The sequence below is a fragment of the Pedococcus dokdonensis genome, from assembly GCF_900104525.1.
GTDB classification, from domain to species: Bacteria; Actinomycetota; Actinomycetes; order Actinomycetales; family Dermatophilaceae; genus Pedococcus; species Pedococcus dokdonensis.
In genome coordinates this window covers 1,284,056-1,310,392 of the sequence record NZ_LT629711.1, presented here as the reverse complement: position 1 = coordinate 1,310,392, position 26,337 = coordinate 1,284,056, and the positions used below count along the sequence as shown (strand labels likewise).

Here is a 26,337-nt window from a genome sequence, read left to right as displayed (position 1 = left end):
TGAGTACCCCTGTGTCCGGAACCGTCGCCAACCCCATCGGCATCACCAACCCGCCGATCGACGACCTGCTCACCAAGGCCGACTCCAAGTACGCCCTGGTCATCTACTCGGCCAAGCGCGCCCGGCAGATCAACGCCTACTACTCCCAGCTCCAGGAGGGGCTGCTCGAGCACGTCGGCCCGCTGGTCGACAGCCAGGTCCACGAGAAGCCGATGTCCATCGCGCTGCGTGAGATCAACGAGGGCCTGGTCACCTCCGAGCCGATCGAGGGCTGAGCACCACTCCCATGGCGCGCATCGTGCTCGGTGTCAGCGGTGGCATCGCGGCCTACAAGGCCTGTTCGCTGCTGCGCCTGTTCACCGAGTCCGGCCACGACGTCACGGTCGTGCCGACCGAGTCGGCGCTCCAGTTCGTCGGCGCCCCCACCTGGGAGGCCCTGTCCGGCAAGCCGGTGCACACCGGCGTCTGGGAGTCGGTCCACGAGGTGCCGCACGTGCGGCTCGGTCAGAGCGCCGACCTCGTCGTGGTGGCGCCGGCCACCGCCGACCTGCTCGCCCGCGCCGCGCACGGGCTGGCCGGTGACCTGCTCACCAACGTGCTCCTGACGGCCCGCTGCCCGGTCGTGATGGCCCCGGCCATGCACACCGAGATGTGGGACCACGCCGCGACGCAGGCCAACGTGTCCACCCTGGCCGAGCGCGGCATACACATCATCCCGCCGGCGTCCGGACGCCTCACCGGCGCCGACACCGGCCCCGGCCGCCTCCCCGAGCCCGAGGCGCTGTATGCCGTGTGCGAGCGCATCCTCGCCCACCCCGCCCCGCACACCGGCGCGGCTGCATCGCCACCCGCGCGCGGTCCGCTGGCCGGGCGACGCGTCGTCGTGTCGGCCGGCGGCACCCGCGAGCCGCTCGACCCGGTGCGCTACCTGGGCAACCGCAGCTCGGGCAAGCAGGGATACGCGCTGGCCGCCGTGGCCGCCCGCCGTGGTGCCGAGGTGACTCTCGTGTCCGCCAACGCCGCGCTCACCGCCCCGGCCGGGGTCACGGTCGTGCCGGTGACCACCGCCCTCGAGCTGGAGTCCGCCGTGCAGCGCGCCGCCGAGGACGCCGACGTGGTCGTGATGGCGGCGGCGGTCGCCGACTTCCGGCCGGCCCACTACGCCGACGCCAAGATCAAGAAGACGCACGACCCGGCCGACCCGGACGCCGCCCCCACGATCGAGCTGGTGCGCAACCCCGACATCCTCGCCGGGCTGGTCGAGGCTCGCGGTGAGGACGCCAGCCCGGTCATCGTCGGCTTCGCGGCCGAGACCGGCGACGAGCACGGTGACGTGCTCAACCACGGTCGCGCCAAGCTCGCCCGCAAGGGGTGCGACCTGCTGGTCGTCAACGAGGTCGGCGTCGACAAGACGTTCGGGCACGACGACAACACCGTGCACATCCTGCGCCAGGGCAGCAGTCACGTGGTCGACGCGGGCCCGGCCTCCAAGGAAGACGTGGCTGCCGCGGTGTGGGACGCCGTACAGCAGATCCTCTGACCTCGCTACACTCGCGGGGTCGTGCGGCCCAGTCGGCCGCAGTCGGCGCACCGCCCCCCGATCAGCACCGCCAGCATTCGCCGCTCCGAAGGAGACTTGAGTGTCCGCACGCCTCTTCACGTCCGAGTCCGTCACCGAGGGTCACCCCGACAAGATCTGTGACCAGATCTCCGACTCGATCCTGGACGCCATGCTCGACCAGGACCCGGGCAGCCGCGTCGCCGTCGAGACGATGGTGACGACCGGTCTGGTGCACGTGGCCGGCGAGGTCACCACCGAGGCCTACGTCGAGATCCCCAAGATCGTCCGCGAGACGGTGCTCGGCATCGGCTACGACTCGTCGACCAAGGGCTTCGACGGTGCGTCCTGTGGGGTCGAGGTGTCGATCGGCCAGCAGAGCCCCGACATCGCCCAGGGTGTCGACACCGCCTACGAGAACCGCACCGGTGGCGTCGACCCGCTCGACAAGCAGGGCGCTGGCGACCAGGGCCTGATGTTCGGCTACGCGTGTGAGGACACCGCCGAGCTGATGCCGCTGCCGATCCACCTGGCGCACCGGCTGGCCGAGCGCCTCACCGCCGTCCGCCAGAGCGGCGACGTCGCCTACCTGCGCCCCGACGGCAAGACCCAGGTCACCATCGGCTACGACGGCGACAAGGCCGTCAAGCTCGACACGGTCGTCCTGTCGACCCAGCACGCCGAGGACATCTCGCTCGACGGCCTGCTGGCACCCGACATCATCGAGCACGTGATCAAGCCGGTGCTGGCCGAGCTCGCCGACGAGGGCACCGACCTCGACGTCTCGGACTACCGCACGCTGATCAACCCGACCGGCAACTTCGTCATCGGCGGCCCGATGGGCGACGCCGGCCTGACCGGCCGCAAGATCATCGTCGACACCTACGGCGGCATGGCCCGGCACGGTGGCGGCGCGTTCTCGGGCAAGGACCCGTCGAAGGTCGACCGCTCGGCCGCCTACGCCATGCGCTGGGTCGCCAAGAACGTCGTGGCCGCGGGTCTGGCCCGCCGCTGTGAGGTCCAGGTCGCCTACGCGATCGGCAAGGCGCAGCCGGTGGGGCTCTACGTCGAGACCTTCGGCACCGAGTCGGCCCCGGTCGACAAGATCCAGTCCGCCATCACGTCGGTCTTCGACCTGCGCCCGGGCGCGATCGTCCACGACCTCGACCTGCTGCGGCCGATCTACAAGCCGACGGCTGCCTACGGCCACTTCGGCCGCACCGAGGCGGCGTCGGTCGCGAACCCGTTCACGTGGGAGCGCACCGACCGCGTCGAGGCCCTCCAGAAGGCCGTCAAGGGCTAGAGCGGTCGGAGGCACAGTCGTACCCGTTCGCTAGGTTCGCTCCGTGAGCGGACACGGTGCGGATGGGGGTGACGAGGAGCGCGGTCAGGCCACCGGTGAGCAGCTGGCCCTGATCCGCGCCTCGCTGCCGTCCCCCGCCCGCAGCACCCGTGCGGCCCCCAGCGCAGCGGAGGCCACCGCGTCCACCGACCCGGTGGCCTCCGTCGTGGTCGACACCGGGTTGGCCCACCTCGCCCGCCCGTTCGACTACCTGGTGCCCGAGTCGCTGGCCGACACGGCCGTGCCGGGGGCCCGGGTGAAGGTGCGGTTCGCGGGCCAGGACCTCGACGGCTTCGTCGTGGCCCGACAGTCGGAGGCCGACCACCGGGGACGGCTCGCCCCGATCCGCCGGGTGGTCTCGCCCGAGCCGGTGCTCACGCCCACCCTGCTTCAGGTGGCGACCGAGGTCGCGGCGTCGTGCGCCGGCACCCTGGGCGACGTGCTGCGGCTCGCGGTGCCGCCGCGGCACGCGGCCGCCGAGAAGGCGTTGGCCCTCCAGCCACCCACCCCCGATCCGCTGCCCACACCCGCATCGCCCGGCCCGGCCTGGAGCCGGTATGCCGCGGGACCGGCCTACCTGGCCCGGCTCGCCGCGGGCGACTCGCCGGCCGCCTCGTGGCTGGCGCTGCCCCCGACCGAGCCCGAGGGGGACTGGCCTGCCGCGCTGGCCGCCGCCGCCGCGGCCACCCTCGCGGGCGGTCGCGGCAGCGTGCTCGTCGTGCCCGACCACCGCGACGTCGCGCGCGTCGACGCCGCGCTCACCGAGGCTCTCGGGCCGGGGCGGCACGTCCGACTCACCGCAGACCAGGGACCGCAGGCCCGCTACACCGCCTGGCTCAAGGTGCTGAGGGGGCACGTGTCGGTGGTGGTCGGCACCCGCGCCGCCGCCTTCGCGCCGGTGTGCGACCTGGGGCTGGTCGCCTGGTGGGACGACGGCGACGACCTGCTCGACGAACCCCGGGCGCCCTACCCCCACGTCCGCGACGTGCTGCTCGTGCGCGCCCGGGTGGAGGGCGCCGCCGTGCTGTCCGGCGGCTTCACCCGGACCGTGGCGGTCCAGCAGCTCGTCGAGGCGGGCGCGCTGCGCACCATCGCGGCGACGACGGCGCGCGGGGTGGTGCCTCGCGTCCAGGTCGCCGGCGAGGGTGCCGAGGTCGAGCGTGACCCGGCGGCCGCCTCCGCGCACCTGCCGTCCATCGCCTGGCGCACCGCCAAGGCCGCCCTCGAGCAGGGGCCGGTCCTCGTCCAGGTGCCCCGACGCGGCTACCTCCCCTCGCTCTCGTGCCAGACCTGCCGCACCGCGGTGCGCTGCTCGCACTGCGGCGGTCCGGTGGCGCTCTCCTCCCGGCGCGCCGAGCCGGCCTGCCGGTGGTGTGGTCGTGGGGTCGGCCGGTTCGAGTGCCGACAGTGCGGCGGCCGCGAGCTGCGTTCCTCCGTGGTCGGCGCCCGCCGCACCGCCGAGGAGCTCGGACGGGCCTTTCCGGGGGTGCCGGTGCACACCTCCGGCGCCGGCGCCGTCCTCGAGCGGGTGGCTGCCACGGCGGCCCTCGTCATCGCCACCCCGGGCGCCGAGCCGGTCGCCGAGGGCGGGTATGCCGCCTGCCTCCTCCTTGACGCCTGGGCCAGCCTCGACCGGCCCACGCTCGACGCGGGCGAGGAGGCGCTGCGACGCTGGACCGCCGCAGGGGGGCTCACCCGCGGAGCGGCTGCGGGCGGGCAGCTGGTGCTGTGTGGCGCCCCGACCCACACGACCCTGCCGGTCGTCGAGGCCCTGGTCCGGTGGGACCCCGTGTGGTTCGCGGCCCGCGAGCTGGCCGACCGCCGAGACCTGTCGCTGCCACCCACCGTGGCGCTCGCAGCGGTGACCGGCGAGCGGCGAGCCGTCGAGGCGGCGCTGCGACTGGCCCAGCTGCCCGACGGCGTCGAGCGCCTCGGGCCACTGCAGGTGACGGACGACACCGTCCGGGTGCTGCTGCGCTGCCCGCCGGACGGGCGGGAGGCGCTGGCCGCAGCCCTGACCGCGCTGAAGGCCGTGCGCAGTGCGCGCAAGGAGAAGGCCTCGATCCAGGTGCGGATGGACCCCCGCGACCCGGCCACCTGACCTGACGGCCGCAGGGGCCCGCCTAGACTGACGCGCGTGTCGATCCAGAACATCCGCCTCTTCGGCGACCCGGTGCTGAGGACCCCTGCCGAACCGGTCGTCGACTTCGACCGTGAGCTGCGCCAGCTCGTCAAGGACCTGACCGAGACGATGGTCGATGCCCCCGGTGCGGGCCTTGCGGCTCCCCAGATCGGCGTCGGGTTGCGGGTCTTCACCTACTGGGTCGACGGCGAGCTGGGCCACCTGGTGAACCCGGACCTCGATCTCTCGAGCGAGCAGCAGGAGGGGGAGGAGGGCTGTCTGTCCTTCCCGGGGCTGCGGTTCGAGACTCCGCGCGCGCTGCGCACGGTGGCCAAGGGCTTCAACCAGTTCGGTGAGCCGGTCGTCGTCGAGGGGTCTGCGCTGCTGGCCCGTTGCCTCCAGCACGAGACCGACCACCTCGACGGCATCCTCTTCATCGACCGGATGGACCGCGAGCAGCGCAAGGTCGCGATGAAGGCGATCCGCGAGGCGCAGTGGGCGGGTGGACCGGCACCGGTCGTCAAGGTCAGCCCGCACGCGACCTTCGGCCGGGGCATGTGATGCGGCTGGTCTTCGCCGGCACCCCCGCTCCAGCGGTTCCCTCCCTGGACGCCCTCGTCGCCTCGGAGCACGAGGTGGTGGCGGTGGTGACCCGGCCCGACGCCCGCGCCGGGCGGGGTCGTGGCCTTGCGGCGTCCCCGGTGCGGCGGCGTGCCGAGGAGCTCGGGATCGAGGTGCTGACGCCGGACCGCCCCCGCGACCCCGACTTCCTCGACCGACTGCGCGCACTCGCCCCTGACGCGTGCCCGGTCGTGGCCTACGGCGCGCTCATCCCGCAGGTGGCGCTCGACATCCCCCGGCACGGCTGGGTCAACCTGCACTTCTCGCTGCTCCCTGCGTGGCGGGGTGCGGCACCGGTGCAGCACGCGGTGATGGCCGGTGACGAGGTGACCGGGGCGTCGACCTTCCTGATCGAGGCCGGGCTCGACACCGGCCCGGTCTTCGGCGTGATGACCGAACGGGTCCGCCCGCGCGACACCGCGGGCGACCTCCTCGAACGGCTGGCGCAGGGCGGGGCGGGTCTCCTGCTCGCCACCATGGACGGGTTGGCCGACGGCTCCCTGACTGGCGTGCCGCAGTCGCCCGACGGCGTGTCCCTCGCCCCGAAGCTCGAGGTCGCCGACGCGGAGGTCCGGTGGGACCGCCCAGCCGTCGCCGTCGACCGCCAGGTGCGCGGCTGCACTCCGTCGCCGGGCGCCTGGACCACCTTCCGGGGTGCCCGGGTGAAGCTCGCCCCGGTGCTGCCCGAGCCGGGTGAGGGCTCGTCGTACGCCGGCCCGGTCCTGGCGCCCGGTGAGCTGGCCGCCGGGAAGCGGACCGTCCACGTCGGGACGGCGGGCGGGGTGGTGCAGCTGACCACGGTGCAGCCGCATGGCAAGAAGGAGATGGCCGCGGCCGACTGGGCCCGTGGTGTGCGGATCGACACGGGAGAGCGGTTCAGCCATGAGTGAGCAGCGTGATCCCGGGGGAAAGCCAGGTGGGCGGCGCAACGCCAAGGGCCGCCAGCGCCCCGAGCGGGTGCACGGGGGCCGGGAGCGCTCGGCGCAGCGACCGAGTGAGCGCAACCGTGGAGGGGATCCACAGCGGCTCGCCGCCTACACCGTCCTGCGTGCGGTCGCGGACGGCGCCTATGCCAACCTCGAGCTGCCCAAGGTGCTGCGCGACCGGGGGATCCACGGCCGCGACGCGGCCTTCACGACCGAGCTGGTCTACGGCGCGATCCGGATGCACGGCCTCTACGACCCGGTGATCGCCGTGGCTGCCGGTCGACCCGTCGCCAAGATCGACCCGAACGTGCTCGACACCCTGCGTCTCGGGGTGCACCAGCTCCTCGCGATGCGGGTGCCGACCCACGCCGCGGTCGACGAGACGGTGGGTCTGGCCCGCAAGGTCAACGGCGCCGGTGCGGCGGGTTTCGTCAACGCCGTCATGCGCAGGGTCAGTGAACGCGACCTCGACGCGTGGCTCGCCGAGGTCGTGCCGACCGGCGAGCTCACCGCGCGGCTGGCCGTGGAGCAGTCCCACCCCGAGTGGATCGTCAAGGCCCTCCGGGCGGCGCTGCTGGGCCACGGTGCGGCGACGCCCGACACCGTCGACACCGAGCTCACCACGCTGGTCAGGTCGGACAACGACCCCGCCAAGGTCACGCTCGTCGCGCGCCCCGGGCTGGCGACCGTCCGCGAGCTGGTCGAGGCCGGCGCGACCCCCGCACCCCTGTCCCCGGTCGGCGCCGTGCTCGAGGGCGGCGACCCTGGCGGCATACCGGCGGTGCGGGAGGGACGCGCCGCGGTCCAGGACGAGGGCTCGCAGCTGCTGGCCCTCGCGCTCGCCCGCGTGCCCGTCGAGGCAGAGGGCACCGAGCAGTGGCTGGACCTCTGCGCCGGCCCGGGCGGCAAGGCCGGGCTGCTCGCCGCCCTGGCCCTGGAGGCCGGTGCCGACCTCACCGCCAACGAGGTCAGCGAGCACCGGACCGAGCTGGTCCGCCAGACCCTGCGTCCCGCGTCGAAGCGGGCGCGGGACGAGGGACGGTCGCTCGTGGTGCGCACCGGGGACGGGCGGCGGGTGGGGGAGGACGAGCCCGGCCGCTACCACCGGGTGCTCGTCGACGCACCGTGCACGGGGCTCGGCGCGCTGCGCCGCCGACCCGAGGCGCGCTGGCGGCGCATTCCGGCGGACCTCGCTGACCTGGGCCGGCTCCAGCGCGAGCTGTTGGCGTCGGCGATCGATGCCACCGCCCAGGGTGGGGTGATCGCCTACGCCACGTGCAGCCCGCACCTCGCCGAGACCACCTTCGTCGTGGGAGACGTGACCAAGCGTCGCAGTGACGTCGAGCTGATCGACGCGCGGGCGATGCTCAGCGGTGCGGATGGTGCCCCGGTGGCCGTGCCTGGGCCTGGGCCGACCGTGCAGCTGTGGCCGCACCTGCACGGCACCGACGGGATGTTCCTGGCGTTGCTGCGCAAGCTCGCCTGACCGGACGGAATAGGCGTTCGGGTGGCCGGGTTGGCCCACAGGTGAGCACCCCCGCCCTGTCCGTCCTCGACCTCGTCCCCGTCCGCCAGGACCAGAGCACCGGCGACGCGCTCGCCGCCACCCGGTCCCTCGCGCGAGTGGCGGACGAGCACGGCTACCGCCGCTACTGGCTGGCCGAGCACCACAACATGCCCGCCGTGGCTGCGACCAACCCACCGGTGCTGATCGCCATGGTCGCCGCCGCCACCGAGCGGATCCGGGTCGGTTCCGGCGGGGTGATGCTGCCGAACCACGCCCCGCTGGTGGTGGCCGAGCAGTTCGCGCTGCTCGAGGCGGCCCATCCTGGTCGGATCGACCTCGGCATCGGACGCGCTCCGGGCACCGATCCGGTCACGAGCTATGCGCTGCGGCACGGCGCGGGGGGAGTGGAGGCCGACGCGGTCGCGCGGTTCCCGCAGTACGTCGACGACGTCATCTCGCTGATGTCGACCGAGGGAGTCGGGATCCGCGTGGGCGGTGACGTCCGCCCACTCAACGCAACCCCGCGCGCTCAGTCCGTGCCCGACGTGTGGCTGCTCGGTTCGTCGGACTACTCGGCCCGGCTCGCCGCCGAGCGCGGCCTTCCGTACGTCTTCGCCCACCACTTCTCGGGTCGTGGCACGGCGGAGGCGCTCGAGCTCTATCGCAGCGGCTACACGCCGAGCGCGGCGCACCCCACCCCACGCACCTTCCTCACGCTCAACGTCGTCGTCGCCCCCACCCAGGCGGAGGCCGACCGCCTGGTGCTGCCCAACCTCGCCTCGATGGTGGCGCTGCGCACCGGCGGGCCGCTGGCCCCACAGCTGCTCGTCGAACAGGCCGAGGAGCGCGGCATCGCCGACTCGCACCGCGCGCTGGCTGACGAGATGCGGTCCCGCTGGGTGGTGGGCACGCCGGAGTCGGCGGCTGAGCAGGTCCGCGCCCTGGCGGCCGAGCACGCCGTCGACGAGGTGATGGTGCACCCCGTCGCCGGTGCCCTCACGGGCACGCCAGCCGACCACGCCCCTGCGCGGGAGGCGACGCTCGCCCTGCTGGCCGAGGCGCTCGGCGCGCGGCCCGCCTGACCGGCGGTCAGGCCTCGGGAGCGCGCGGGTCGGGCTGGTCTAGCTGGTCGGGCTGGTCGAGCTGGTCGAGCTGGTCGAGCACGGCTGCGATCGAGTCGGCGGCCGGCCGCTCGCCGAGGGCGAGGTGAGCCGCGCGGGCGTCGGTCAGCAGGTGCCTCGCCTCCGCCCGTCGACCCAGGTGCGCCGCCGCCATACCCTCGCTGTGGCGGACCATCGCCGCCAGGCTGGGTGACCCCACGAGCTCACTCTTGGTGCGGGACTCGGCCACGTGGTGCCCGGACTCCATCGGGTGGCCGGCCAGCGCGTGGGCCTCGGCGAGCCGGGCGTGGACCTCGGCCAACCCGGGCGCGTTGTCCGGGCGGACCGACACCAGTCGCAGCGCGGTGGTGAGCTCCTCGAGGGCCAGGTCGACGTCGCCGCGCGCGAGGGCCACCTCGCCGAGGTGGTGGTGGCAGTAGCCGATGTCGACCTCACGGGCGGCCAACGACGAGGACAGGTATGCCGCCCGCGCCCGACGGACCAGCTGCTCGCCTTCGGTGAGTCGTCCGCGCCGGATGTGCAGGCAACCGAGGATGCGCAGCCGCCCCGCGTCGTCCACCGCGTCGGGGTGTGGTCGGTCGAGCAGTCGCAGTGCCGTCGCGTCGTCGCCCAGCTCGAGGGCGGCCTGGGCGCGCTGGTGTCGCGACAAAGCGGCAGCCGGGTCGTCGCCGAGGAGGGCAATCACCTCGGCGTAGCGGCCCAGACTCGTGAGTGCGGCGCCGCGCAGCTGCGTGTCGACGTCTCCGGCGCGGCCGTTCACCGCGGCCGGCACCCGGCTGCCGTCGAGCAGACGCAATGCCAGCTCGTAGCGGCCGGTCAGCACGGCACTGGTGGCGCGGAAGCGGTCGGCGTGCGGGCGGAAGACCCGCGGACCGGGATGGGCGATGACCCTCGTGTGCTCTCCGGCCTCCATCAGCCTCGCCATCACGATCAGCGTGCGCCGAGCCCACGAGAAGACCGTCACGGTGACCACAAAGGCGGCCAGGGCACCCCACAGCAGCGCGGCGGTCGTGGTCACCTGCCCGAGTCTGGCGGGTCCGTGGGGTGACTGGCGCCAGATCCGGGCGAGACCGCCCGATCGGTGGAGGCCCTGCGGGCCGTCGCCCTCCGTTCGGGGGACTTCCGGCCGCACCGCGTCGCCCTACTACTGTTGGCCGCGTGCAGATCTCGCCGAGCATCCTGTCCGCGGACTTCGCCAACCTCGAGTCCGAGCTACGGCGCATCGCCAATGCCGACTGGGCCCACGTGGACGTGATGGACGGGCACTTCGTCCCCAACCTCACCCTGGGGCTGCCGGTGGTCGAGGCGCTGGCCCGGGTCAGCCCGATCCCGCTCGACTGCCACCTCATGATCGAGGACCCCGACCGCTGGGCGCCGCAGTACGCCGAAGCCGGGGGATCGTCGGTGACCTTCCACGTCGAGGCCGCTCGCGACCCACGCAGCCTCGCCCGCACCCTCCGTGGGCTCGGCGCGCGGTCCGGCATGGCGATCAAGCCGGGCACGGCGTGGGCGCCGTACGAGGACCTGCTCCCCGAGCTGGACATGGTGCTGGTGATGACGGTCGAGCCGGGCTTCGGCGGCCAGTCGTTCATGGCGGACCAGATGCCCAAGGTGGCTCAGGTCCGCGAGTCGGTGCGGCGCCACGGTGGCGAGGTCTGGGTGCAGGTCGACGGGGGAGTGTCGGCCACGACGATCGAGCAGTGCGCCGAGGCCGGGGCCGACGTGTTCGTCGCCGGGTCAGCGGTCTACGGCGCGGAGGATGCCGCCGCCGCGGTCGACGAGCTCCGCGAGCTGGCGGCTGCGCACCGGCACTGAGGCGGCCTCAGGCCGACCGCGCGGGGTCGGCGGTCTGTCGTAGTCGTGGGGTGAGTGTGCCGCGCAGCTCCCGGTCGGAGAGGACGGCGATGTCGGCCCAGCGAGCCGGTTCACCGGTCGGCGGTCGGTAGGTGGTCCCGTCGTCACGGACCACCGCAGGCAGTCCGTCAGGCGGCCTGAGCTCCAACGGCTGTGGTGGTCCCAACCGCTGGCCGTGCCGGTTCACGACGGTGAGCCCGTCATGGCGGGTGGGGTCGCCGGAGATGGTGAACTCACCACGCCCGACCGCGTCGTGGTGGAACGGGCAGAGGCTGACCTGGTTGTCGAGGTCGGTGGCGCCACCATCGGCCCAGTCCCGGAGGTGGTGGATCTCGACGAACCGGGTGGCCGTGCACCCCGGGAAACGGCACCCGCGATCGCGGTCCTCGATGAGTCTTCGCGAGCGTGGCGGGAGGATCCGCATGGCCCGCCCGACGCTGACCGGTCTCGCGTCGGTCTCCCAGATCGGTTGCAGCACACCGTCGGTGAGGAACCGGTCGAGCAGCCGTCGGGGGATCGCGCCAGCCTTGTTCACCCAGGCGCCACCGGTGTCGAGGTGGAGGTGGACGCGGTAGTGGCTGGCTCGACTGGTGGAGGCGACGCCGGCCAGCGACCGGTGCGCGACCTCCGCGATGGCGTCGGCGTAGGTGGGCGTTGCGTCGAGCGTCCGGTCCGTGTGGTCGAGGTCTGGGACTTCGTCGCCGCGCTGCTCGAGGAAGAGAGCGTCCTTCGCTTCCTTGACGGCCTGCTCGACGAGGGCGCCGATCGTGGCGGGCGCGCTGTAGCGCAGCTGGAACCGGCCATCCCGGTCGTAGTGCATCGAGAGCTCGGGTCGTGCGCACGCCCGACGCTCGGACTCGGTCCTGGCCTCGCAGGTCGGCGACACCTGCGACGCGGCTCCGTCGCCCGCACCGGCGGACCCGGTCGCGCCATCAGCCGCTGGTTCGTGGAAGGCGTGCCGACTCACCACCCGACGCAGCTGGGGGACCGTCGCGTGCCGGGCCAGGTGGGTCATCGACGCCTGGTAGCCCGGCGGCACGTGGTGGGCCACGACGGCTGCCGCGTCGAGCGACAGCTCCCCGGCGCTCACCGCCGCCGCCAGGTCGGGCAGCTCAGCCCGTCGCCGAGCCACCGCCACGACATCGCGCGCGTGAGAAGGTGACAAGCCCGCGCGGACGGTCAGGTAGTGCTCGGGCGAGCGGAAGCCTCCGTCGCCCCAGTGCTGTCCCTCGATCAGCTGCACGGTGACGTCGACGAGGTCGGCGTGCGCCTCGTTGAGGCGTCCGGCGGCGGCGGCGGTGCGGGTCCACAGGTCACGCTGGACCTCGTCCCGCTGCGCAGCGACCGAACTGGAAGACATACCCTGATCGTACACCTGTTCGAACGCCATTCAAGGACTTGTCCACAGCGAATTCGCCTGCACCACAACGACATTGTCGAATCCCCACTGTCAGACCCTCCTGCTAGTGCCCTTCTTCAGTCTCTCGCTGGAGGTGTGCTCGAGAGCCGGATCGGGGTCGGCGTAGGGGTCGGGGCGTGGGTTACTGCCTCCGGGCCATCGACTCCGGTGAGCCGCGTGCCGGGCCGCGCGCGCCCGGCTACCGCGTCCGGGCCATCGACTCCGGTGAGCCGCGTGCCGGGCCGCGCGCGCCCGGGTGACCCATCCGTGAGGACCGTCACGCGGACCGGACGGCGCTCGGATCGCGGCCCTGCGGCATACTGGGGTGGACGTGCTCCGGGGTCGGTGCAATTCCGAACCGGCGGTGACAGTCCGCGACCCGACCGCAGCCAGCGGCCGGTTGACTGGGTGGAACTCCCAGACCGACGGTGAGAGTCCGGATGGTAGGCAGCACGCGACAGCGGGACCAGTGGGTCCGCGGTGTGGCTCCAGCCTCCCCGCGTCACTGGCCTCGCGCAGCAGGCCCGCCCTGCACGACCCCCGGAGCTCGACCATCGGTCTCGAGCGAGGGCAGGACAGTGACAGCGGCAACCACCGACGACACGGCGATGATGCGCCGTGCCCTCGCGCTGGCTGCGCACGGTCCCGAGGCCGACGCGAACCCGCGGGTCGGCTGCGTGCTGGTCGACCCCGAGGGTGAGGTCGTCGCCGCGGGCTGGCACCACGGTGCCGGCACGCCCCATGCGGAGGCGGAGGCCCTCGAGGCCGCGGGCGAGCGCGCGGCCGGGACGACCGCCTACGTCACCCTCGAACCGTGCAACCACGTCGGGCGCACGCCCTCGTGCGCCAAGGCCTTGTATGCCGCGGGGGTGCGCCGCGTGGTCTACGCCCAGACCGACCCGAACCCGGTCGCGGCAGGCGGGGCGGCCTGGCTGCGGCGCAAGGGTGTCCAGGTCGAGGCCGGCGTGCTCGCGGAGGAGGCGCTCGCCCTCAACCCGACCTGGACCCACCTCGTCACCACCGGTCGACCGTGGGTGACCTGGAAGCTGGCCACCACGCTCGACGGTCGCAGTGCAGCCGCCGACGGCACCAGCCAGTGGATCACCGGCGAGGAGGCCCGCGCCGACGTGCACGAGCAGCGTGCCCGCTGCGGCGCCATCCTCGTCGGCACCGGCACGGCCCTGAGCGACGACCCCCAGCTCACGGCGCGCAGGCCAGACGGCACGCTCTACCCGGACCAGCCGATCCGTGTGGTGATGGGGGAGCGCGACCTGCCGGACACGGCCCGGGTCCTCGACGACGCGGCCCCCACCTGGCACGTGCGGACCCGCGACCCGAAGGACGTCCTGGCAGCGCTGGCCGAGGCCGGCGTGCACCACGTCTGGCTGGAAGGCGGCCCCACCGTCGCCGCCGCCCTCATGGCGGCCGGCCTCGTCGACGAGATCATCGCCTACGTCGCCCCGGTCCTGCTCGGCCGCGGGCGCCCCTCGGTGAGCGACCTGGGCATCACGACCATGGACCATGCCCTGCGGCTGGAGCCCACCGACATCACCCTCATCGGCCACGACGTGCGGATCACCGCCGCCCTCAGGGAGATCTGATGTTCACCGGAATCGTCGAGGAGCTCGGCACCGTCATCGCGCTCGACCCGGGCGAGGACTCGGCCCGCCTCACGGTGCACGGCCCGCTCGTCACCTCGGACGCCGTCCACGGCGCCTCGATCGCGGTCAACGGCGTCTGCCTGACCGTCGTGGAGCACGGCGACGACCAGTTCACCGTCGACGTGATGGCCGAGACCCTCGACCGCAGCAGCCTCGGCGGCCTTGTGGCCGGGGACCGGGTCAACCTCGAACGCGCGATGGCGGCCAGCAGCCGGTTCGGTGGTCACATCGTGCAGGGCCACGTCGACGGCACCGCCGAGATCCTGGGTCGCACCCCCGGCGACCGCTGGGAGGTGGTGGAGCTCAGCCTGCCCCCAGGCCTGGCGCGCTACGTCGTGGAGAAGGGGTCCATCACCGTCGACGGCGTCAGCCTCACCGTCTCGGCCGTCACCACCCCGACCGACGACCGTCCCACCTTCAGCGTCTCGCTCATCCCGACGACCCTCGCCCTGACGACCCTGGGGCACAAGGGAGTCGGTGACCGGGTCAACCTCGAGGTCGATGTCCTCGCCAAGTACGTCGAACGCCTGCTCACCACCAAGGAGATCCACGCATGAACCTGTTCAGCCGCCTCTACGAAGCGCACCTGACGATCGCCGGGCACCCCATCACCTGGCGCGAGATCGTCGGCAACGCCTTCGGGTTCGCGTCCGCGATCGGTGGTCTGCGCCGACGCGTGTGGGCGTGGCCGGTCGGGATCGTCGGCAACGTGCTGCTCTTCACGGTGTTCATCGGTGCCACCTTCGACGCGCAGGCGCAGCAGCCGCTGTTCGGGCAGGCCGGCCGCCAGGTCTTCTTCATCCTGACCAGCGTCTACGGCTGGTGGCGCTGGAACGAGCACCGCAAGGCACGCGCGCTCGCGAGTGGCGACGCAGGTGCCCCCGCGATCACGCCGCGCTGGGCCACGGTCCGGGAGCGGACCGCATACCTCGTGGCCGCGGCAGCGGGAGTGGTGCTCTTCCAGTGGGTGTTCTCGGTGATCGGTGCCGGCTGGCCGGCGCCGCGCTGGTACTTCTGGTGCGACGCGTGGATCTTCGTCGGGTCCATGGTGGCGACCTACGCGATGGCTCGTGGGTGGAACGACTTCTGGCTCGCGTGGATCGCCGTCGACCTGGTGGGCGTGCCGCTGCTGTGGCACTCGCAGTACTACCCGACCGCCATCCTGTTCGTGGTCTACGGCGCCCTGGTCATCTACGGGTTCTTCGTCTGGCTCAAGGCGTCTCGCACGGAGCGCGACCCGGAGCGCGAGCTGACGGAGGCGGTCGCATGATCGGCCTGGCCACGATCGAGGACGCCCTCGCCGCTCTGCGCGCCGGCCGTCCGGTCCTGGTCACCGACAGCGAGGACCGTGAGAACGAGGGCGACGTCATCCTTGCCGCGCAGACGCTCACGGACGAGTGGCTGGCCTGGACGATCCGGCACTCCAGCGGTTACGTCTGCGCGCCGGTGACGGCCGCCACCGCCGACCGACTCGGCCTGCCGCTCATGGTGGCCGACAACCGCGACCCGCTGCGCACCGCCTACACGGTGACCGTCGACGCCGCCGAGGGCGTCACCACCGGGATCAGCGCAGCCGACCGGGCGCACACGATCCGGCTGCTGTCCGACCCCTCGTCCACGCCGGAGTCGTTCGTGCGACCCGGGCACGTGATCCCGTTGCGGGCCAAGGACGGCGGTGTGCTGGAGCGGGCCGGCCACACCGAAGCGGCCGTGGACCTGTGCCGCCTCGCGGGCCTCGCCCCGGCTGCCGCCATCGGCGAGCTGGTCAACGACGACGGCACGATGATGCGCCTGCCCGAGGTGCTCGCCACCGGTGCGGTGCACGACGTGCCGGTCATCACGATCGAGATGCTGGTTGCCCACCGCCAGCTGCACGACCGTGTCGAAGCCCTCGCGCGCACCACCCTGCCCACCCGGCACGGGGAGTTCAGCACGGTCGGGTTCCGCGACAAGCTCACCGGCGACGAGCACGTCGCGCTGATCAGCCCACGGGGAGCGTCCGAGGCGAACCCGTTGGTCCGGCTGCACTCCGAGTGCCTCACCGGCGACTCCTTCGGGTCGCTGCGCTGCGACTGCGGACCCCAGCTCGAGCGCTCCCTGGAGCGGGTCGCCGCTGAGGGCGGCGTGCTCGTCTACCTGCGCGGCCACGAGGGACGCGGGGTCGGGCTGGTGTCCAAGCTGCAGGCCTACGCCTTGCAGGACACCGGTCTGGACACGGTCGACGCGCAGCTCGAGCTCGACCTGCCCGTCGACAACCGGGAGTACGCCGCCGGAGCAGCGATCCTCTCGGCGCTCGGCGTGCGGTCCGTGCGACTGCTCACCAACAACCCCGCCAAGGTCGAGGCCCTCACCCGGCACGGCATCACCGTGACGGCCGTGGAGCGGCTCTCGATCGCCCCCAACCCGGCCAACCGCGACTACCTGCGCACCAAGCGCGACCGGATGGGACACCACCTCGTGGTCGACGCGAGCGACCGGGGAGCCAGCGCGTGAGCGGTCACGGAGCCCCGGCCGTCTCGGCGGACGGGAGCGGCCTGCGCGTCGCGATCGTGGCCGCGTCCTGGCACACCGAGGTCATGGACGGGCTGGTCGCCGGAGCCCAACGGGCCCTCGCCGAGGCGGGTGTCGTCGACGTGCCGGTCGTCCGCGTGCCGGGCACGGTCGAGCTCACCGTCGCCTGCGCCAGGCTCGCCCCGGCCCACGACGCGCTCGTCGCCCTGGGGGTCGTGATCCGTGGTGGCACACCGCACTTCGACTACGTCTGCTCAGGCGTCACGCACGGGCTGACGGAGGTCAGCGTGCGCACCGGGTGCCCGATCGGGTTCGGGGTGCTCACGTGCGACGACGACGCCCAGGCCCTCGACCGGGCCGGCCTGCCGGGGTCCAGTGAGGACAAGGGGCACGAGGCGGCCATGGCCGCGGTGGCGACCGCGGTCACCCTCGGCGACCTCGCGCCCCGTACCCTTGGCGCGTGAAGACCTTCGACGACCTGTACGCCGAGCTGGCCGAGAAGGCCGTGAGCCGACCCGAGGGGTCCGGCACGGTCGCCGCGCTGGACGCCGGCGTGCATGCCATCGGCAAGAAGATCGTGGAGGAGGCGGCCGAGGTCTGGATGGCCGCCGAGCACGAGGGCAAGGACCGCACGGCCGAGGAGATCAGCCAGCTCCTCTACCACCTGCAGGTCCTCATGGTCGCGTCCGACCTGACCCTCGACGACGTCTACGCCCACCTCTAGCTTCACGCCCCACCACCCAGGAAGCCGCCACGCACATGTTGCGCATTGCCGTCCCCAACAAGGGATCCCTGTCCGAGCCGGCCGTCGAGATGCTGCGCGAGGCGGGCTACCGCACGCGCCGCGACAGCAAGGAGCTCGTGCTCACCGACACCGACAACGAGGTCGAGTTCTTCTACCTGCGACCGCGTGACATCGCGGTCTACGTCGGGTCCGGCACGGTCGACTGCGGCATCACCGGCCGCGACCTGCTGCTCGACGCCGGCTCCGCCGCCATCGAGGTGATGACGCTCGGCTTCGGCGGGTCCACGTTCCGGTATGCCGCGAAGCCCGGCACCTGCTCCAGCGTCACCGAGATCTCGGGTCATCGGGTCGCGACCAGCTATCCGGGGCTGGTCGGCAAGCACCTCGCGGAGCAGGGCGTGAGCGCCGAGGTGGTCCGGCTCGACGGGGCGGTCGAGACCGCGATCACCCTCGGCGTGGCCGACGTCATCGCCGACGTCGTGGAGACGGGGACGACGCTGCGCCAGCAGGGCCTGGAGGTCTTCGGGGCCGAGATCCTGCGCAGCGAAGCCGTGCTGATCCGTCGTGACGGGTCGCACGAGACGGCCGCGGTGGAGGTCCTGCGCCGCCGTCTCACCGGCGTCGTCACGGCACGCCACTACGTGATGCTCGACTACGACGTGCCGGTCGGGCTCGTCGAGTCCGCCTGTGCGATCACCCCCGGGCTCGAGTCGCCCACCGTCTCGGCCCTCCAGAACAAGGACTGGGCCGCCGTGCGGGCAATGGTGCCGCGAGCCCGGACCAACGCGATCATGGACGAGCTCTACGACCTGGGCGCGCGGGCCATCCTGGTGACCGACATCGCCGCCTGCCGGTTGTGACGGTGGCACCCTCGGACCGGACCCCCGCGAGCGCCGACCGCCCGGACGAGCAGTCCGCCTTCGCGGTCTTCCGGCCACGGCGCGGGCGACAGGTCGCCTACGGCTTCGCCGCCCTGACCCTGGTGCTCTTCGCGGTGATCGCCGTGCTGCTGCCCGGCCCAGCCGAGGGAGGCACCTGGCGCCCTGGCGACAAGGTCTTCTTCGCCGGCGTCGGGGTCGCGATCGCCCTCCTGCTGTGGCGGTTCGCCTCGATCCGAGCCGTGCCGAGCCGCGACGGGCTGACCGTCCGCAACCTGTTCACGACCCGCACCCTCGACTGGGCCGAGGTGCTCGAAGTGCGGTTCTCCGGTGGCGACCCGTGGGTCAGCCTAGGCCTGGCCGACACCGACACGCTGGCCGTGATGGCGATCCAGAAGGCCGACGCCGACTTCGGCCGCGCCGAGGCAGGTCGGCTCGCTGCCCTCGTCCAGGCGCTCGGCGAGGCACCGGGCGGTCCGGACGACCCCGAGGTCACCCTCGATTGAGCCCTGACACCACGGCCTCCACACGCCGGGCCGAGCGGGGCATCGCCCTCGTCTCGCCCGCCATGCGGTGCGTGGTGCTCGTGCAGGTGGTGGTGAGCGTCGGCTCGGGCGTGCGAAGCGCAGTGCACCCGACGGCATACGCGCTGCTCACGGCCGCCGTCCTGGCGGTCTCGGTGGTGCTGATCGTGCAGTGCCTGGCCACCGGCTCGGTGCGTCGCGGCATCTGGCACGCGCCCGACCTCGTGCTCGCCTGGGTCGCACTGCCGGCCATGAACGTCCTCCTGCCCGAGGGCCACGTCGTCGGCACGTGGGAGTCGTGGGCCACCGGCTACGCGATCAACGTCGGGGCGCTGGCAGCCACCTGGCTGCGCCCGTGGGCGGCGATCGTGGCGTCCCTGGCGCTGGGGGCGTGGGGGTTCGCCTGGCTGGCCCTCGCCCACGAGACGTCGTGGGAGACCAACCTCAACAACGCGCTGACGATCCCGGGGTATGCCGTGGTGGTCGCCCTGCTCGCCTACTACCTGCGGGCGCTGGCCGCCGACGCCGACCAGGCCCGCGAGGACGCCGTCGCCGCCACACGGGCCTTGGAGCTCGAGCGCTACCAGCTGACCGTGCACGATGCGACCAGCATCCTGCGGCTGCTGTCCGACGAGGACACCCCGGCCGAGGTCCTGCCCGGCCTGCGGCTCCAGGCCGACCGCGAGGCGCAAAGGCTGCGGCACTACCTCACCGACCAGCCGCTGCACGCCCCCGGCGACGACCGGCGGACGGTCGGCACGATGCTCGCCACCGCCCTGCACGGGTTCGACGACCTGCCGCTCGAGCCGGCGGTCGAGCTGGGGGCCGACGTCGCCCTGCGCGAGGACGTCTGGACGGCCGCGGCGAGGGCGGTGGCCACGATCCTGCACAACGTCCGCATGCACGCGAGCGCCCGCCAGGTGGTCGTGCACGCCGACACTGACGGGTCGACCTGGGAGGTCGTGGTGTCCGACGACGGCATCGGCTTCGACCAGGAGAGCGAGCCGTTCGGCTTCGGGCTGCACACGCAGGTGCGGCAGGCCCTCGGAGAGCTCGGTGTGGAGGCCCAGATCCGCTCCGTCCCGGGTCGTGGCACCAGCGTCACGATCGTCGGTCCGGTGTCCGCGTGAGCGCCGACCCGGCGGCCACGAGGCCCAGCGTCGTCGTGATCGACGACAGCACCGTGATCCGCGGCGGGTTCGCCACCGTGCACCCCGGGCTCGACGTCGTGGCGACGTACGCGAACGTGGAGGACTTCGAGGCCGCCCGTGTGGACTGCGACGTCGTCGTGCTGGACCTGCTGCTGCGTGGCCCGCAGGGGGTCGAGTCGACCGCCACCAAGCAGGGTCGTGCCGCCATCCGGGCCCTGCGCTCGCTCGGCCACCGGGTCTGCCTCTACACCGACGAGCGACGCGCGCTCGTCCTCGCGCTGTGCCTCCGCGCCGGCGCCAGCGGCGTGGTGCACAAGTCGGACCCACCGGAGGTCGCGGTGCGCGCGGTGCAGGACATCCGCGACGGGCAGGTCGTGGTGACCCAGTCGTTGGTGGGGCTCACCGAGCTGCTCGACCGACGCGGGGCCGCGCTGGCGCTCAGCCCCCGTCAGCGCCAGGTGATCTCGGCCCGGGCCAGGGGGCGGCACTGGGGTGACATCGCCGCGGAGCTCTACATCACCGAGGGCGTGGCCCGCGAGCACTACCAGGCCGCCTGCGCAAAGCTGCGGGACTACCTGCAGCACACGAGTGCCGGTGACATCGAGCTCGCCTTCGGTGTCGGGCCGGGCGACCTCCTCGAAGAGGACTGACCCCGTCCGGCACCTGCCCGGCCCGCAGCACCCCCCGTTTTCGTGGGTACCAGGCAGTCGGCGTCCTCGGGAGGCTGTGACCCGTCGGTCCACATCGGCGTGGACCAGGGGAGGAGCAACCATGAAGTTCACCCGTGCCATCCGCCGCGCAGTCGTCGGGGCCACCACCACCGCGGTCGTCGTCACCGGCGTGATCGCGGCCACCGCGACGAGCGCCAGCGCCGTGACGTGTCGCGCCTACACGGCCATCGCGGTGCGCGGCACCAACGACGGAGCCAGGGCCAGCAGCGGCACCCAGCTGCCGACCGCGGTGAGCGCCTTCGCCGCCCGCAAGGGGTCGGCCAACGTCACCAAGGACTACGTGCCCTACCAGGCGACCTTCAACTACGCGGTCTCGATGTCCGAGGGACGGGCCGCCCTCCGCACCAAGCTCAACAGCTACCTGTCGGGCTGCCCGAAGACGAAGGTGGCACTGTTCGGCTACTCGCAGGGCGCGCACATCGTCGGAGACGTGGTCGTCGGGCTGACCTCGACGCAGCGGGCTCGGATCCAGGGCGTCGGGCTGATCGGCGACCCGATGCTCAACCCGACGTTCGGGTCCAGCAAGACCGCCGACCGCGTGCACGGCGGCATGTGGGGTCGACGCGCGTCCTGGCCGACCGGGGTCTTCGTCTACAACGTCTGCAACAAGAAGGACCAGGTGTGCGCGTCCTACTCGACCGCACAGTCCACCGGCTACCTCGCCGGGGCCGCCGTGGGCGGCGCCAAGGAGCACCTGACCTACACCAGCTCGACGTACTCACCCATCGCCGGCTACTCCGGCGCCTACCTCATCGGACGGCACGTCGCCGACCGCGCCTGAGCCGCACCGCGGCATACCGAAGGAACCCGGTCAGCACCACCGAACCGGGGTAGGACGACGCACATGCCGCCGGAGGGCGGGGGTGGTCCCGAGCAAGGGGACGCTGACCACCCCCGCCCTTCCGGTCGGGCGAGTGAGCAGGTGACCCGGCGCGGTCGACGCGGTCGAGCCGACCCGGTTCAGTCGACCCCGTTCAGTCGACCCGGTTCAGTGGACCCGGTTCAGTCGACCTTGTGCAGGCCGGGACGCATCAGCGCCGAGAAGAGCACCTGCCCCAGCATCAGCACCGTCAGGGTGCCCCAGACGGCGGTGAAGCCACCGGTGAGGTCACGGATCGCGCCCATCGTGGCCGGGCCGAACGACGCGATGGTGTAGCTGAACAGGAACGCCATGCCGGCGAGGCGGGCGCTGGCGGAGGGGGAGCCTGCGTAGTCGACGATCAGCACGAGCCCGAGCGCGAACGACGCGCCCTGGCCGAGCCCGAGGACGGTGGCCCACACCCACGGCGCCCCCTCCGGGAGGAGCCAGAGACCGGCCTGGCCGAGCAGCCCCAGCACCGCTGCGGAGACCAGGAGCACGCGTCGGTCGTGGATCCGGTCGGTGAGGGCAGGGGCGAGCAGGCCCGAGACCAGCTGGGCGGCGGTGAAGACCGACAGCAGGTATCCCGCGTGCGTCGGGTCCCAGCCGCGCGCCGTGTAGGACGGGGCGAGCCAGGCGAGGGTCGAGTAGAACTCGACCGACTGGACGGCCAGGTAGCCGGCGACCAGCCAGGCCGTCGACTGGCGCCAGGGGAGCCGGGTCGGGGCCACCGCCGCCGGGTTGGCCGCCCGGTGGCGCGCGTGGCCGGTGAGGACCGGCACCCACGCCAGCACCCCCACGACCGCGAGCAGGGACCACGAGGCGAGCGAGGCCTGCCACGACCCCAGCCAGCCCTGCAGGGGCACCGAGAGCGCCGAGGAGGCACCGGCGCCGCCCATCATCGCCAGCATGTAGAGCCCGGTGACCAGACCGGCCCGCGCCGGCGGGAACAGCTCCTTCACCAGACCGGGGAGCAAGGTGCCCCCGATCGCGATGCCCACCCCGGCGACGAACGTCCCGGCATACAACGGCCAGGTGGCGCCACCCGCCAGGCGCAGGCCGAGCCCGATCGCCACGCAGACGATCGCCAGCTCGACCGCGGCCGCGGCGCCGAGCCGGGCCGCGATCCGCTGCGCCGTCGGGGCGAAGAGGCCCATGCACAGCACTGGCAGGGTGGTCAGTGCGCCCAGCGCGGTGTTGGACAGGCCGAGGTCGTCGGCGATGGTCTCGGTCAGCGGGGGCACGCTGGCCATCGCGGTGCGCAGGTTGGCGGCGACGGCGACGAGCGCCAGGGCCATCAGCCAGACAGGGGGGAGGTGGGGGTGGCGGCGAGAGGACATCGCGGCCAGTCTCGCAGCCCGCCTCAGTCGTCCTGCGGGCCGGTGGTCATCGACTCGGGCACCATCTCGCGCGCCTCGTCCAGCGGCATCCCCGTCAGCATCAGCAGGTCGACCACCATCGATCGGATCTGGGCTCGCATCACCTCGCCGGACAGTCCAGCGGACGGGTCGAGCACGGCGCTCGCCTCACCGATGCGCTGCAGGCCCACCCGCGCGTTGGTGGGCAGCCGTCGCTGGCCGAGCTCGCGGGCGATGTCCTCGCAGGTCTCGGCCAGCGCGTCGACCAGGCGCAGGTATGCCGTGGGCACCGCCTCCTCGCGCCAGGTCGCGATCGCGGCGCGGCGCACCAGCACCCGCAGGTTGCGGATGGCGCGGTCCAGCGGCTCGAGCAGGTCGGCGATGGCCTGCACGCCGGGAAGGTGGCGGCGACGGAACGGTGAGAGCCGCACCACCGCGATCCCCTCGGCCGACAGGGAGCGTGCCTCGTCGAGCATCGACTCGGTGTCGCGGGCGCGGGTGAGCGTGGCGGAGGCGAGGTCGGAGTCGCGGTCACGCAGCGCGCGGGCCGTGTCGGCGAGCACCTCGCCGATCTCGTGGACGACCAGCGAGGCCTGTTGACGGGGGCGGCGCAGCGGGCCGGCTGGTGCGATCGTCGTGAAGGCGAGGGCCACGCAGCCACCCACCACGGCGTCGAGCCAGCGTGTGAAGGCCTGGCCGGAACCGGCCACCAGCGTGGTGACGATGACGGACTGCACCCCGGCCTGGGTGATGAGCAGCATGCCGGCACCGAGCAGCGCCGCCACACTCATCGAGAGCACCACGACCACGATGATCTGCCAGAAGCCCGAACCGAAGACGTGCACGAAGACGTCACCGACGAAGACCCCGACGGCGACGCCGATCATCACCTCGGTGACCCGTCGCAGGCGCTGCCCGAACGACATGCCGAGCGAGATCATCGCCGTGACCGGGGCGAAGAAGGGCCGGCTGTGGTGCAGCAGGTCGCTGGCCACCCACCAGGCCGTGGCGGCCCCGAGGCCGCACTGGACGATGAAGAACATCCGGCTCACCAGCCGGTCGGTGCGCGCCCTGGCCTCGCGGCGGGAGCGCCGAGCCGCGCGGGCCAGGTCGACGGTGGACATCTCAGCCGTTCTGGGAGTAGGCGGCCTCGAGCAGCGGCCCGATCGAGCGCAGGTCGTCCTCGTCGGCGTCCGCGGACAGGTGCAGCCAGTGGCTCGCCTGGGCGAATCCCTTGGCGGGGGAGAGGCGTTCGTCGTCGGGCACCTCTCCGCGGAACCGGAAGCCGACCCGGACGGTCTCGCGCGGACCCGGGGCCACCGCGACGAACTGGGTGCGCCGCACCACGGGGATGTAGGTGCCCCGGCCCTCGCGGTGGGCGTCCTCGCCGAGCCCCTCGGCCAGGGTGACGACCGCATCGTGGATCGGGCGCAGGTGGGCCTTCGACCCGGCATACAGGGTGTCGGTGTAGCCGTCGGGGTCGGGACGCTCCCAGCCAGCCGCGGTCGCCGCGGCGTCGGCGACGGCCCACTGCGAGTTCTGCGGCACCCCGTGGACGTCGCGCAGCCAGGTGCGCACGGCCTTCTGGTCGACCGGGTCGAGGCCGGACTCCTGGACCAGGGCCACCCACTCCTCGAGGGTCCGCCCGGTCCGCTCGCGCATCGAGTCGGTGACGGCGGCCATCATGTCGGCGGGTTCCATGGCCCGATTATGGCGGCCATCAGGAGACCCCGGGGCTCAGCGGCGGTCGGTCGTGGTGTCGAGGAAGAGGTCGGCGCGCTCCCACGTGCGGTCCGCCTCGTAGAGGCGGCGCTCCTGGGCCGCCCACCCGTCCCAGAACGGTGCGTAGCCCGGGTCGCGGGCCAGGCCGCGGGCCCGACGGACCGACTCCTCGGCCTCCACCCAGACCAGCACCGAGGCAGCCTTGCCGGCGGGCAGCGCCCCGGCCCCGCAGCCTTCGAGCACCACGACCTCCGACGCGGGCAGCTGCACCCACTCGGCGTACTCGTGGGCAGCCCAGTCCCAGCGCCGGTAGCGCGCCGGCAGCCCCTCCATGAGCGGTCCGACCAGCCACTCCTGCGCACGGTGGGTGCCGGCGCGCAGGCCGTCCCAGCCGGGGTAGAGGTCGTCCATGTGCACCGTCGGAGCGGCCAGGTCGGCGGCCACGTCGTGGGCCAGGGTGGTCTTGCCTGCGCCGCTCGGACCGTCGATGCAGACCAGGTGCGTCGTGCCGCAGAGAGGCTGGCTGGCGTCGACGAGCGCGACGATGGTCGCGACCGCATCCGCCCTCTGGTCGACGCGCATGCGTTCCAGACTAGATCGATAGGCTCCCGGCGTGCCTGTTGCGACTCGCGTGATCCCCTGCCTCGACGTCGACGCGGGCCGGGTGGTCAAGGGCGTGAACTTCGTCGACCTGCGCGACGCGGGCGACCCGGTCGAGCTGGCCCGGGTGTACGGCGAGCAGGGCGCTGACGAGCTCACCTTCCTCGACGTGACCGCCAGCAGCGGCAACCGCGAGACCACCTACGAGATCGTGCGCCAGACCGCGGAGCAGGTGTTCATCCCGCTCACCGTCGGCGGAGGGGTGCGCACCGTCGACGACGTCGACCGGCTGTTGCGCGCCGGGGCCGACAAGGTCGGGGTCAACACCGCGGCGATCGCCCGGCCCGAGCTGATCGCCGAGGTGGCCGACCGGTTCGGGTCACAGGTGCTGGTGCTGTCCGCCGACGTGCGCCGCCGGCTCGACGACTCCCGCCGCCCGACCGGCGACTTCGAGGTGACCACGCACGGCGGTCGCCAGGGGGCCGGACTCGACGCGGTCGAGTGGTGCGCTCGCGCCGGCGAGCTGGGTGCCGGCGAGATCCTGCTCAACTCGATGGACGCCGACGGCACCAAGGCAGGCTTCGACGTCGAGCTCATCGAGCTGGTCCGCCGCGAGGTCCGGATCCCGCTGATCGCGAGCGGGGGAGCCGGGCGGGTGGAGCACTTCGCGCCGGCAGTGCGCGCCGGGGCCGACGCCGTGTTGGCGGCGAGCGTCTTCCACTTCGGCGAGCTGAGCATCGGTGACGTCAAGGAGGCGTTGCGGCAGGACGGCATACCGGTCCGCTGACGCCCGCCGCGAGGACCGCGTCGCCGCGCCTAGTCGAGCACCTCGAGGAGCACGGTCACCGGGTCGTCCTCGTCGATCGACTCGGCGACCCGCACCGCCTTCTTCACGGGCAGGACGAAGCGCCCGCTCTCGCTGTCGCTCGGGAAGACCGAGGTGGTCCACGTCGTCCGGCCCACCGTCGCCCGGACCCGCACCGACCCGAAGCCGCGGCCCGGTGGTGGCCGGTCGGCGACGACCTCGCTGGCCTCCTCGTCGAGCGTCACGAAGAACCACGAGTCGCGGGCGCCCCACTCCCACAACGGTGCCGTGAAGGTGACCTGCTCACCCATGTGGCCTCAGCCTCCTTGGTGCTCCGCGGTG

Annotated in this window: 28 protein-coding genes and 1 riboswitch; of the genes, 21 read left to right on the top strand and 7 right to left on the bottom strand. The window is 73.0% G+C overall.

The window, feature by feature from the left end; all coding sequences use genetic code 11:
* Positions 1-11 precede the first annotated feature (11 nt).
* The 8 genes from rpoZ to BLQ34_RS06300 all read left to right on the top strand — a co-directional run bounded on the left by rpoZ (position 12) and on the right by BLQ34_RS06300 (position 9,158).
* Positions 12-275 carry a DNA-directed RNA polymerase subunit omega gene (gene rpoZ / locus BLQ34_RS06335; RefSeq protein ID WP_056923335.1) on the top strand — a complete coding sequence of 88 codons (264 nt, stop codon included), beginning with the start codon at positions 12-14 and terminating at the stop codon, positions 273-275.
* Positions 276-286: 11 nt separating this feature from the next.
* Positions 287-1,540, top strand: a complete 1,254-nt coding sequence (gene coaBC, locus BLQ34_RS06330; RefSeq protein WP_091783015.1) for a bifunctional phosphopantothenoylcysteine decarboxylase/phosphopantothenate--cysteine ligase CoaBC — start codon at positions 287-289, stop codon at positions 1,538-1,540.
* A gap of 100 nt (positions 1,541-1,640) precedes the next feature.
* Positions 1,641-2,861 carry a methionine adenosyltransferase gene (gene metK, locus BLQ34_RS06325; protein WP_091783012.1) on the top strand — a complete coding sequence of 407 codons (1,221 nt, stop codon included), beginning with the start codon at positions 1,641-1,643 and terminating at the stop codon, positions 2,859-2,861.
* Between the two features lie 43 nt (positions 2,862-2,904).
* Complete coding sequence (locus BLQ34_RS06320) at positions 2,905-5,001, top strand: primosomal protein N' (protein WP_231961475.1); 2,097 nt, start codon at positions 2,905-2,907, stop codon at positions 4,999-5,001.
* Positions 5,002-5,037: 36 nt separating this feature from the next.
* Positions 5,038-5,583 (top strand): peptide deformylase, encoded by a 546-nt coding sequence (gene def, locus BLQ34_RS06315; RefSeq protein ID WP_091783009.1) that lies wholly within the window; start codon positions 5,038-5,040, stop codon positions 5,581-5,583.
* Positions 5,583-6,533 (top strand): methionyl-tRNA formyltransferase, encoded by a 951-nt coding sequence (fmt, locus tag BLQ34_RS06310; protein WP_091783006.1) that lies wholly within the window; start codon positions 5,583-5,585, stop codon positions 6,531-6,533. Before def ends, fmt begins: the two co-directional genes overlap by 1 nt.
* The gene (locus tag BLQ34_RS06305) at positions 6,526-8,055 is read left to right on the top strand and encodes an RsmB/NOP family class I SAM-dependent RNA methyltransferase (protein WP_091783004.1); all 1,530 of its coding nucleotides are present in this window, start codon (positions 6,526-6,528) and stop codon (positions 8,053-8,055) included. Before fmt ends, BLQ34_RS06305 begins: the two co-directional genes overlap by 8 nt.
* A gap of 41 nt (positions 8,056-8,096) precedes the next feature.
* On the top strand, positions 8,097-9,158 hold the full coding sequence (locus BLQ34_RS06300) for an LLM class flavin-dependent oxidoreductase (RefSeq protein ID WP_197674779.1): 1,062 nt from the start codon (positions 8,097-8,099) through the stop codon (positions 9,156-9,158).
* 7 nt (positions 9,159-9,165) lie between these two features.
* Here BLQ34_RS06300 and BLQ34_RS06295 read toward each other — a convergent pair whose 3' ends face one another.
* Positions 9,166-10,215 (bottom strand): tetratricopeptide repeat protein, encoded by a 1,050-nt coding sequence (locus tag BLQ34_RS06295; protein WP_091783001.1) that lies wholly within the window; start codon positions 10,213-10,215, stop codon positions 9,166-9,168.
* 140 nt (positions 10,216-10,355) lie between these two features.
* Between BLQ34_RS06295 and rpe the strand changes: the two genes are divergently transcribed.
* Positions 10,356-11,012, top strand: coding sequence for a ribulose-phosphate 3-epimerase (gene rpe / locus BLQ34_RS06290; protein WP_091782998.1), 657 nt, complete (start codon positions 10,356-10,358; stop codon positions 11,010-11,012).
* Between the two features lie 7 nt (positions 11,013-11,019).
* Here rpe and BLQ34_RS06285 read toward each other — a convergent pair whose 3' ends face one another.
* Positions 11,020-12,411: an HNH endonuclease signature motif containing protein gene (locus tag BLQ34_RS06285; protein WP_172829360.1), complete on the bottom strand. Its 1,392-nt coding sequence runs from the start codon at positions 12,409-12,411 to the stop codon at positions 11,020-11,022.
* 367 nt (positions 12,412-12,778) lie between these two features.
* Positions 12,779-12,907: riboswitch (FMN riboswitch) on the top strand.
* A 121-nt stretch (positions 12,908-13,028) separates the two neighbouring features.
* Between BLQ34_RS06285 and ribD the strand changes: the two genes are divergently transcribed.
* From ribD to BLQ34_RS06230, 11 genes are all read left to right on the top strand, one after another.
* Positions 13,029-14,051, top strand: a complete 1,023-nt coding sequence (ribD, locus tag BLQ34_RS06280) for a bifunctional diaminohydroxyphosphoribosylaminopyrimidine deaminase/5-amino-6-(5-phosphoribosylamino)uracil reductase RibD (RefSeq protein WP_269457323.1) — start codon at positions 13,029-13,031, stop codon at positions 14,049-14,051.
* Positions 14,051-14,668, top strand: a complete 618-nt coding sequence (locus BLQ34_RS06275) for a riboflavin synthase (RefSeq protein ID WP_091782993.1) — start codon at positions 14,051-14,053, stop codon at positions 14,666-14,668. Before ribD ends, BLQ34_RS06275 begins: the two co-directional genes overlap by 1 nt.
* Positions 14,665-15,381 (top strand): nicotinamide mononucleotide transporter family protein, encoded by a 717-nt coding sequence (locus tag BLQ34_RS06270; protein WP_091782990.1) that lies wholly within the window; start codon positions 14,665-14,667, stop codon positions 15,379-15,381. Before BLQ34_RS06275 ends, BLQ34_RS06270 begins: the two co-directional genes overlap by 4 nt.
* On the top strand, positions 15,378-16,604 hold the full coding sequence (ribB, locus tag BLQ34_RS06265; RefSeq protein WP_091782986.1) for a 3,4-dihydroxy-2-butanone-4-phosphate synthase: 1,227 nt from the start codon (positions 15,378-15,380) through the stop codon (positions 16,602-16,604). Before BLQ34_RS06270 ends, ribB begins: the two co-directional genes overlap by 4 nt.
* Positions 16,601-17,086, top strand: coding sequence for a 6,7-dimethyl-8-ribityllumazine synthase (gene ribH / locus BLQ34_RS06260; RefSeq protein ID WP_091782983.1), 486 nt, complete (start codon positions 16,601-16,603; stop codon positions 17,084-17,086). Before ribB ends, ribH begins: the two co-directional genes overlap by 4 nt.
* The gene (locus BLQ34_RS06255) at positions 17,083-17,346 is read left to right on the top strand and encodes a phosphoribosyl-ATP diphosphatase (RefSeq protein WP_091782979.1); all 264 of its coding nucleotides are present in this window, start codon (positions 17,083-17,085) and stop codon (positions 17,344-17,346) included. Before ribH ends, BLQ34_RS06255 begins: the two co-directional genes overlap by 4 nt.
* Before the next feature lie 35 nt (positions 17,347-17,381).
* Positions 17,382-18,227, top strand: a complete 846-nt coding sequence (hisG, locus tag BLQ34_RS06250) for an ATP phosphoribosyltransferase (protein WP_091782976.1) — start codon at positions 17,382-17,384, stop codon at positions 18,225-18,227.
* A 2-nt stretch (positions 18,228-18,229) separates the two neighbouring features.
* Positions 18,230-18,751 carry a PH domain-containing protein gene (locus tag BLQ34_RS06245; RefSeq protein WP_091789396.1) on the top strand — a complete coding sequence of 174 codons (522 nt, stop codon included), beginning with the start codon at positions 18,230-18,232 and terminating at the stop codon, positions 18,749-18,751.
* Complete coding sequence (locus BLQ34_RS06240) at positions 18,748-19,899, top strand: sensor histidine kinase (protein ID WP_091782973.1); 1,152 nt, start codon at positions 18,748-18,750, stop codon at positions 19,897-19,899. Before BLQ34_RS06245 ends, BLQ34_RS06240 begins: the two co-directional genes overlap by 4 nt.
* Complete coding sequence (locus BLQ34_RS06235) at positions 19,896-20,570, top strand: response regulator transcription factor (protein ID WP_091782970.1); 675 nt, start codon at positions 19,896-19,898, stop codon at positions 20,568-20,570. The genes BLQ34_RS06240 and BLQ34_RS06235 overlap by 4 nt, the downstream gene beginning before the upstream one ends.
* A gap of 121 nt (positions 20,571-20,691) precedes the next feature.
* On the top strand, positions 20,692-21,432 hold the full coding sequence (locus BLQ34_RS06230; RefSeq protein WP_091782967.1) for a cutinase family protein: 741 nt from the start codon (positions 20,692-20,694) through the stop codon (positions 21,430-21,432).
* Between the two features lie 221 nt (positions 21,433-21,653).
* Here BLQ34_RS06230 and BLQ34_RS06225 read toward each other — a convergent pair whose 3' ends face one another.
* Genes BLQ34_RS06225 through BLQ34_RS06210 form a run of 4 tightly spaced genes read right to left on the bottom strand, consistent with a single transcriptional unit; the run spans position 21,654 to position 25,172 of the window.
* A complete protein-coding gene (locus BLQ34_RS06225) occupies positions 21,654-22,850 on the bottom strand; it encodes an MFS transporter (protein WP_231961474.1) in 1,197 nt (398 codons plus the stop codon).
* Positions 22,851-22,873: 23 nt separating this feature from the next.
* The gene (locus tag BLQ34_RS06220; protein ID WP_091782962.1) at positions 22,874-23,992 is read right to left on the bottom strand and encodes an FUSC family protein; all 1,119 of its coding nucleotides are present in this window, start codon (positions 23,990-23,992) and stop codon (positions 22,874-22,876) included.
* A 1-nt stretch (position 23,993) separates the two neighbouring features.
* Positions 23,994-24,569, bottom strand: a complete 576-nt coding sequence (locus BLQ34_RS06215) for a DUF5655 domain-containing protein (RefSeq protein WP_091782959.1) — start codon at positions 24,567-24,569, stop codon at positions 23,994-23,996.
* A 36-nt stretch (positions 24,570-24,605) separates the two neighbouring features.
* Positions 24,606-25,172, bottom strand: coding sequence for a nucleoside/nucleotide kinase family protein (locus tag BLQ34_RS06210; RefSeq protein WP_091782956.1), 567 nt, complete (start codon positions 25,170-25,172; stop codon positions 24,606-24,608).
* Positions 25,173-25,203: 31 nt separating this feature from the next.
* Here BLQ34_RS06210 and hisF point away from each other — a divergent pair, with 31 nt between their 5' ends.
* Positions 25,204-25,977, top strand: coding sequence for an imidazole glycerol phosphate synthase subunit HisF (gene hisF / locus BLQ34_RS06205; protein WP_091782953.1), 774 nt, complete (start codon positions 25,204-25,206; stop codon positions 25,975-25,977).
* Between the two features lie 29 nt (positions 25,978-26,006).
* On the opposite strand, the gene BLQ34_RS06200 is transcribed toward hisF, so the two are convergent.
* Positions 26,007-26,306: a DUF1905 domain-containing protein gene (locus tag BLQ34_RS06200; protein WP_091782950.1), complete on the bottom strand. Its 300-nt coding sequence runs from the start codon at positions 26,304-26,306 to the stop codon at positions 26,007-26,009.
* Between the last annotated feature and the right edge of the window lie 31 nt (positions 26,307-26,337).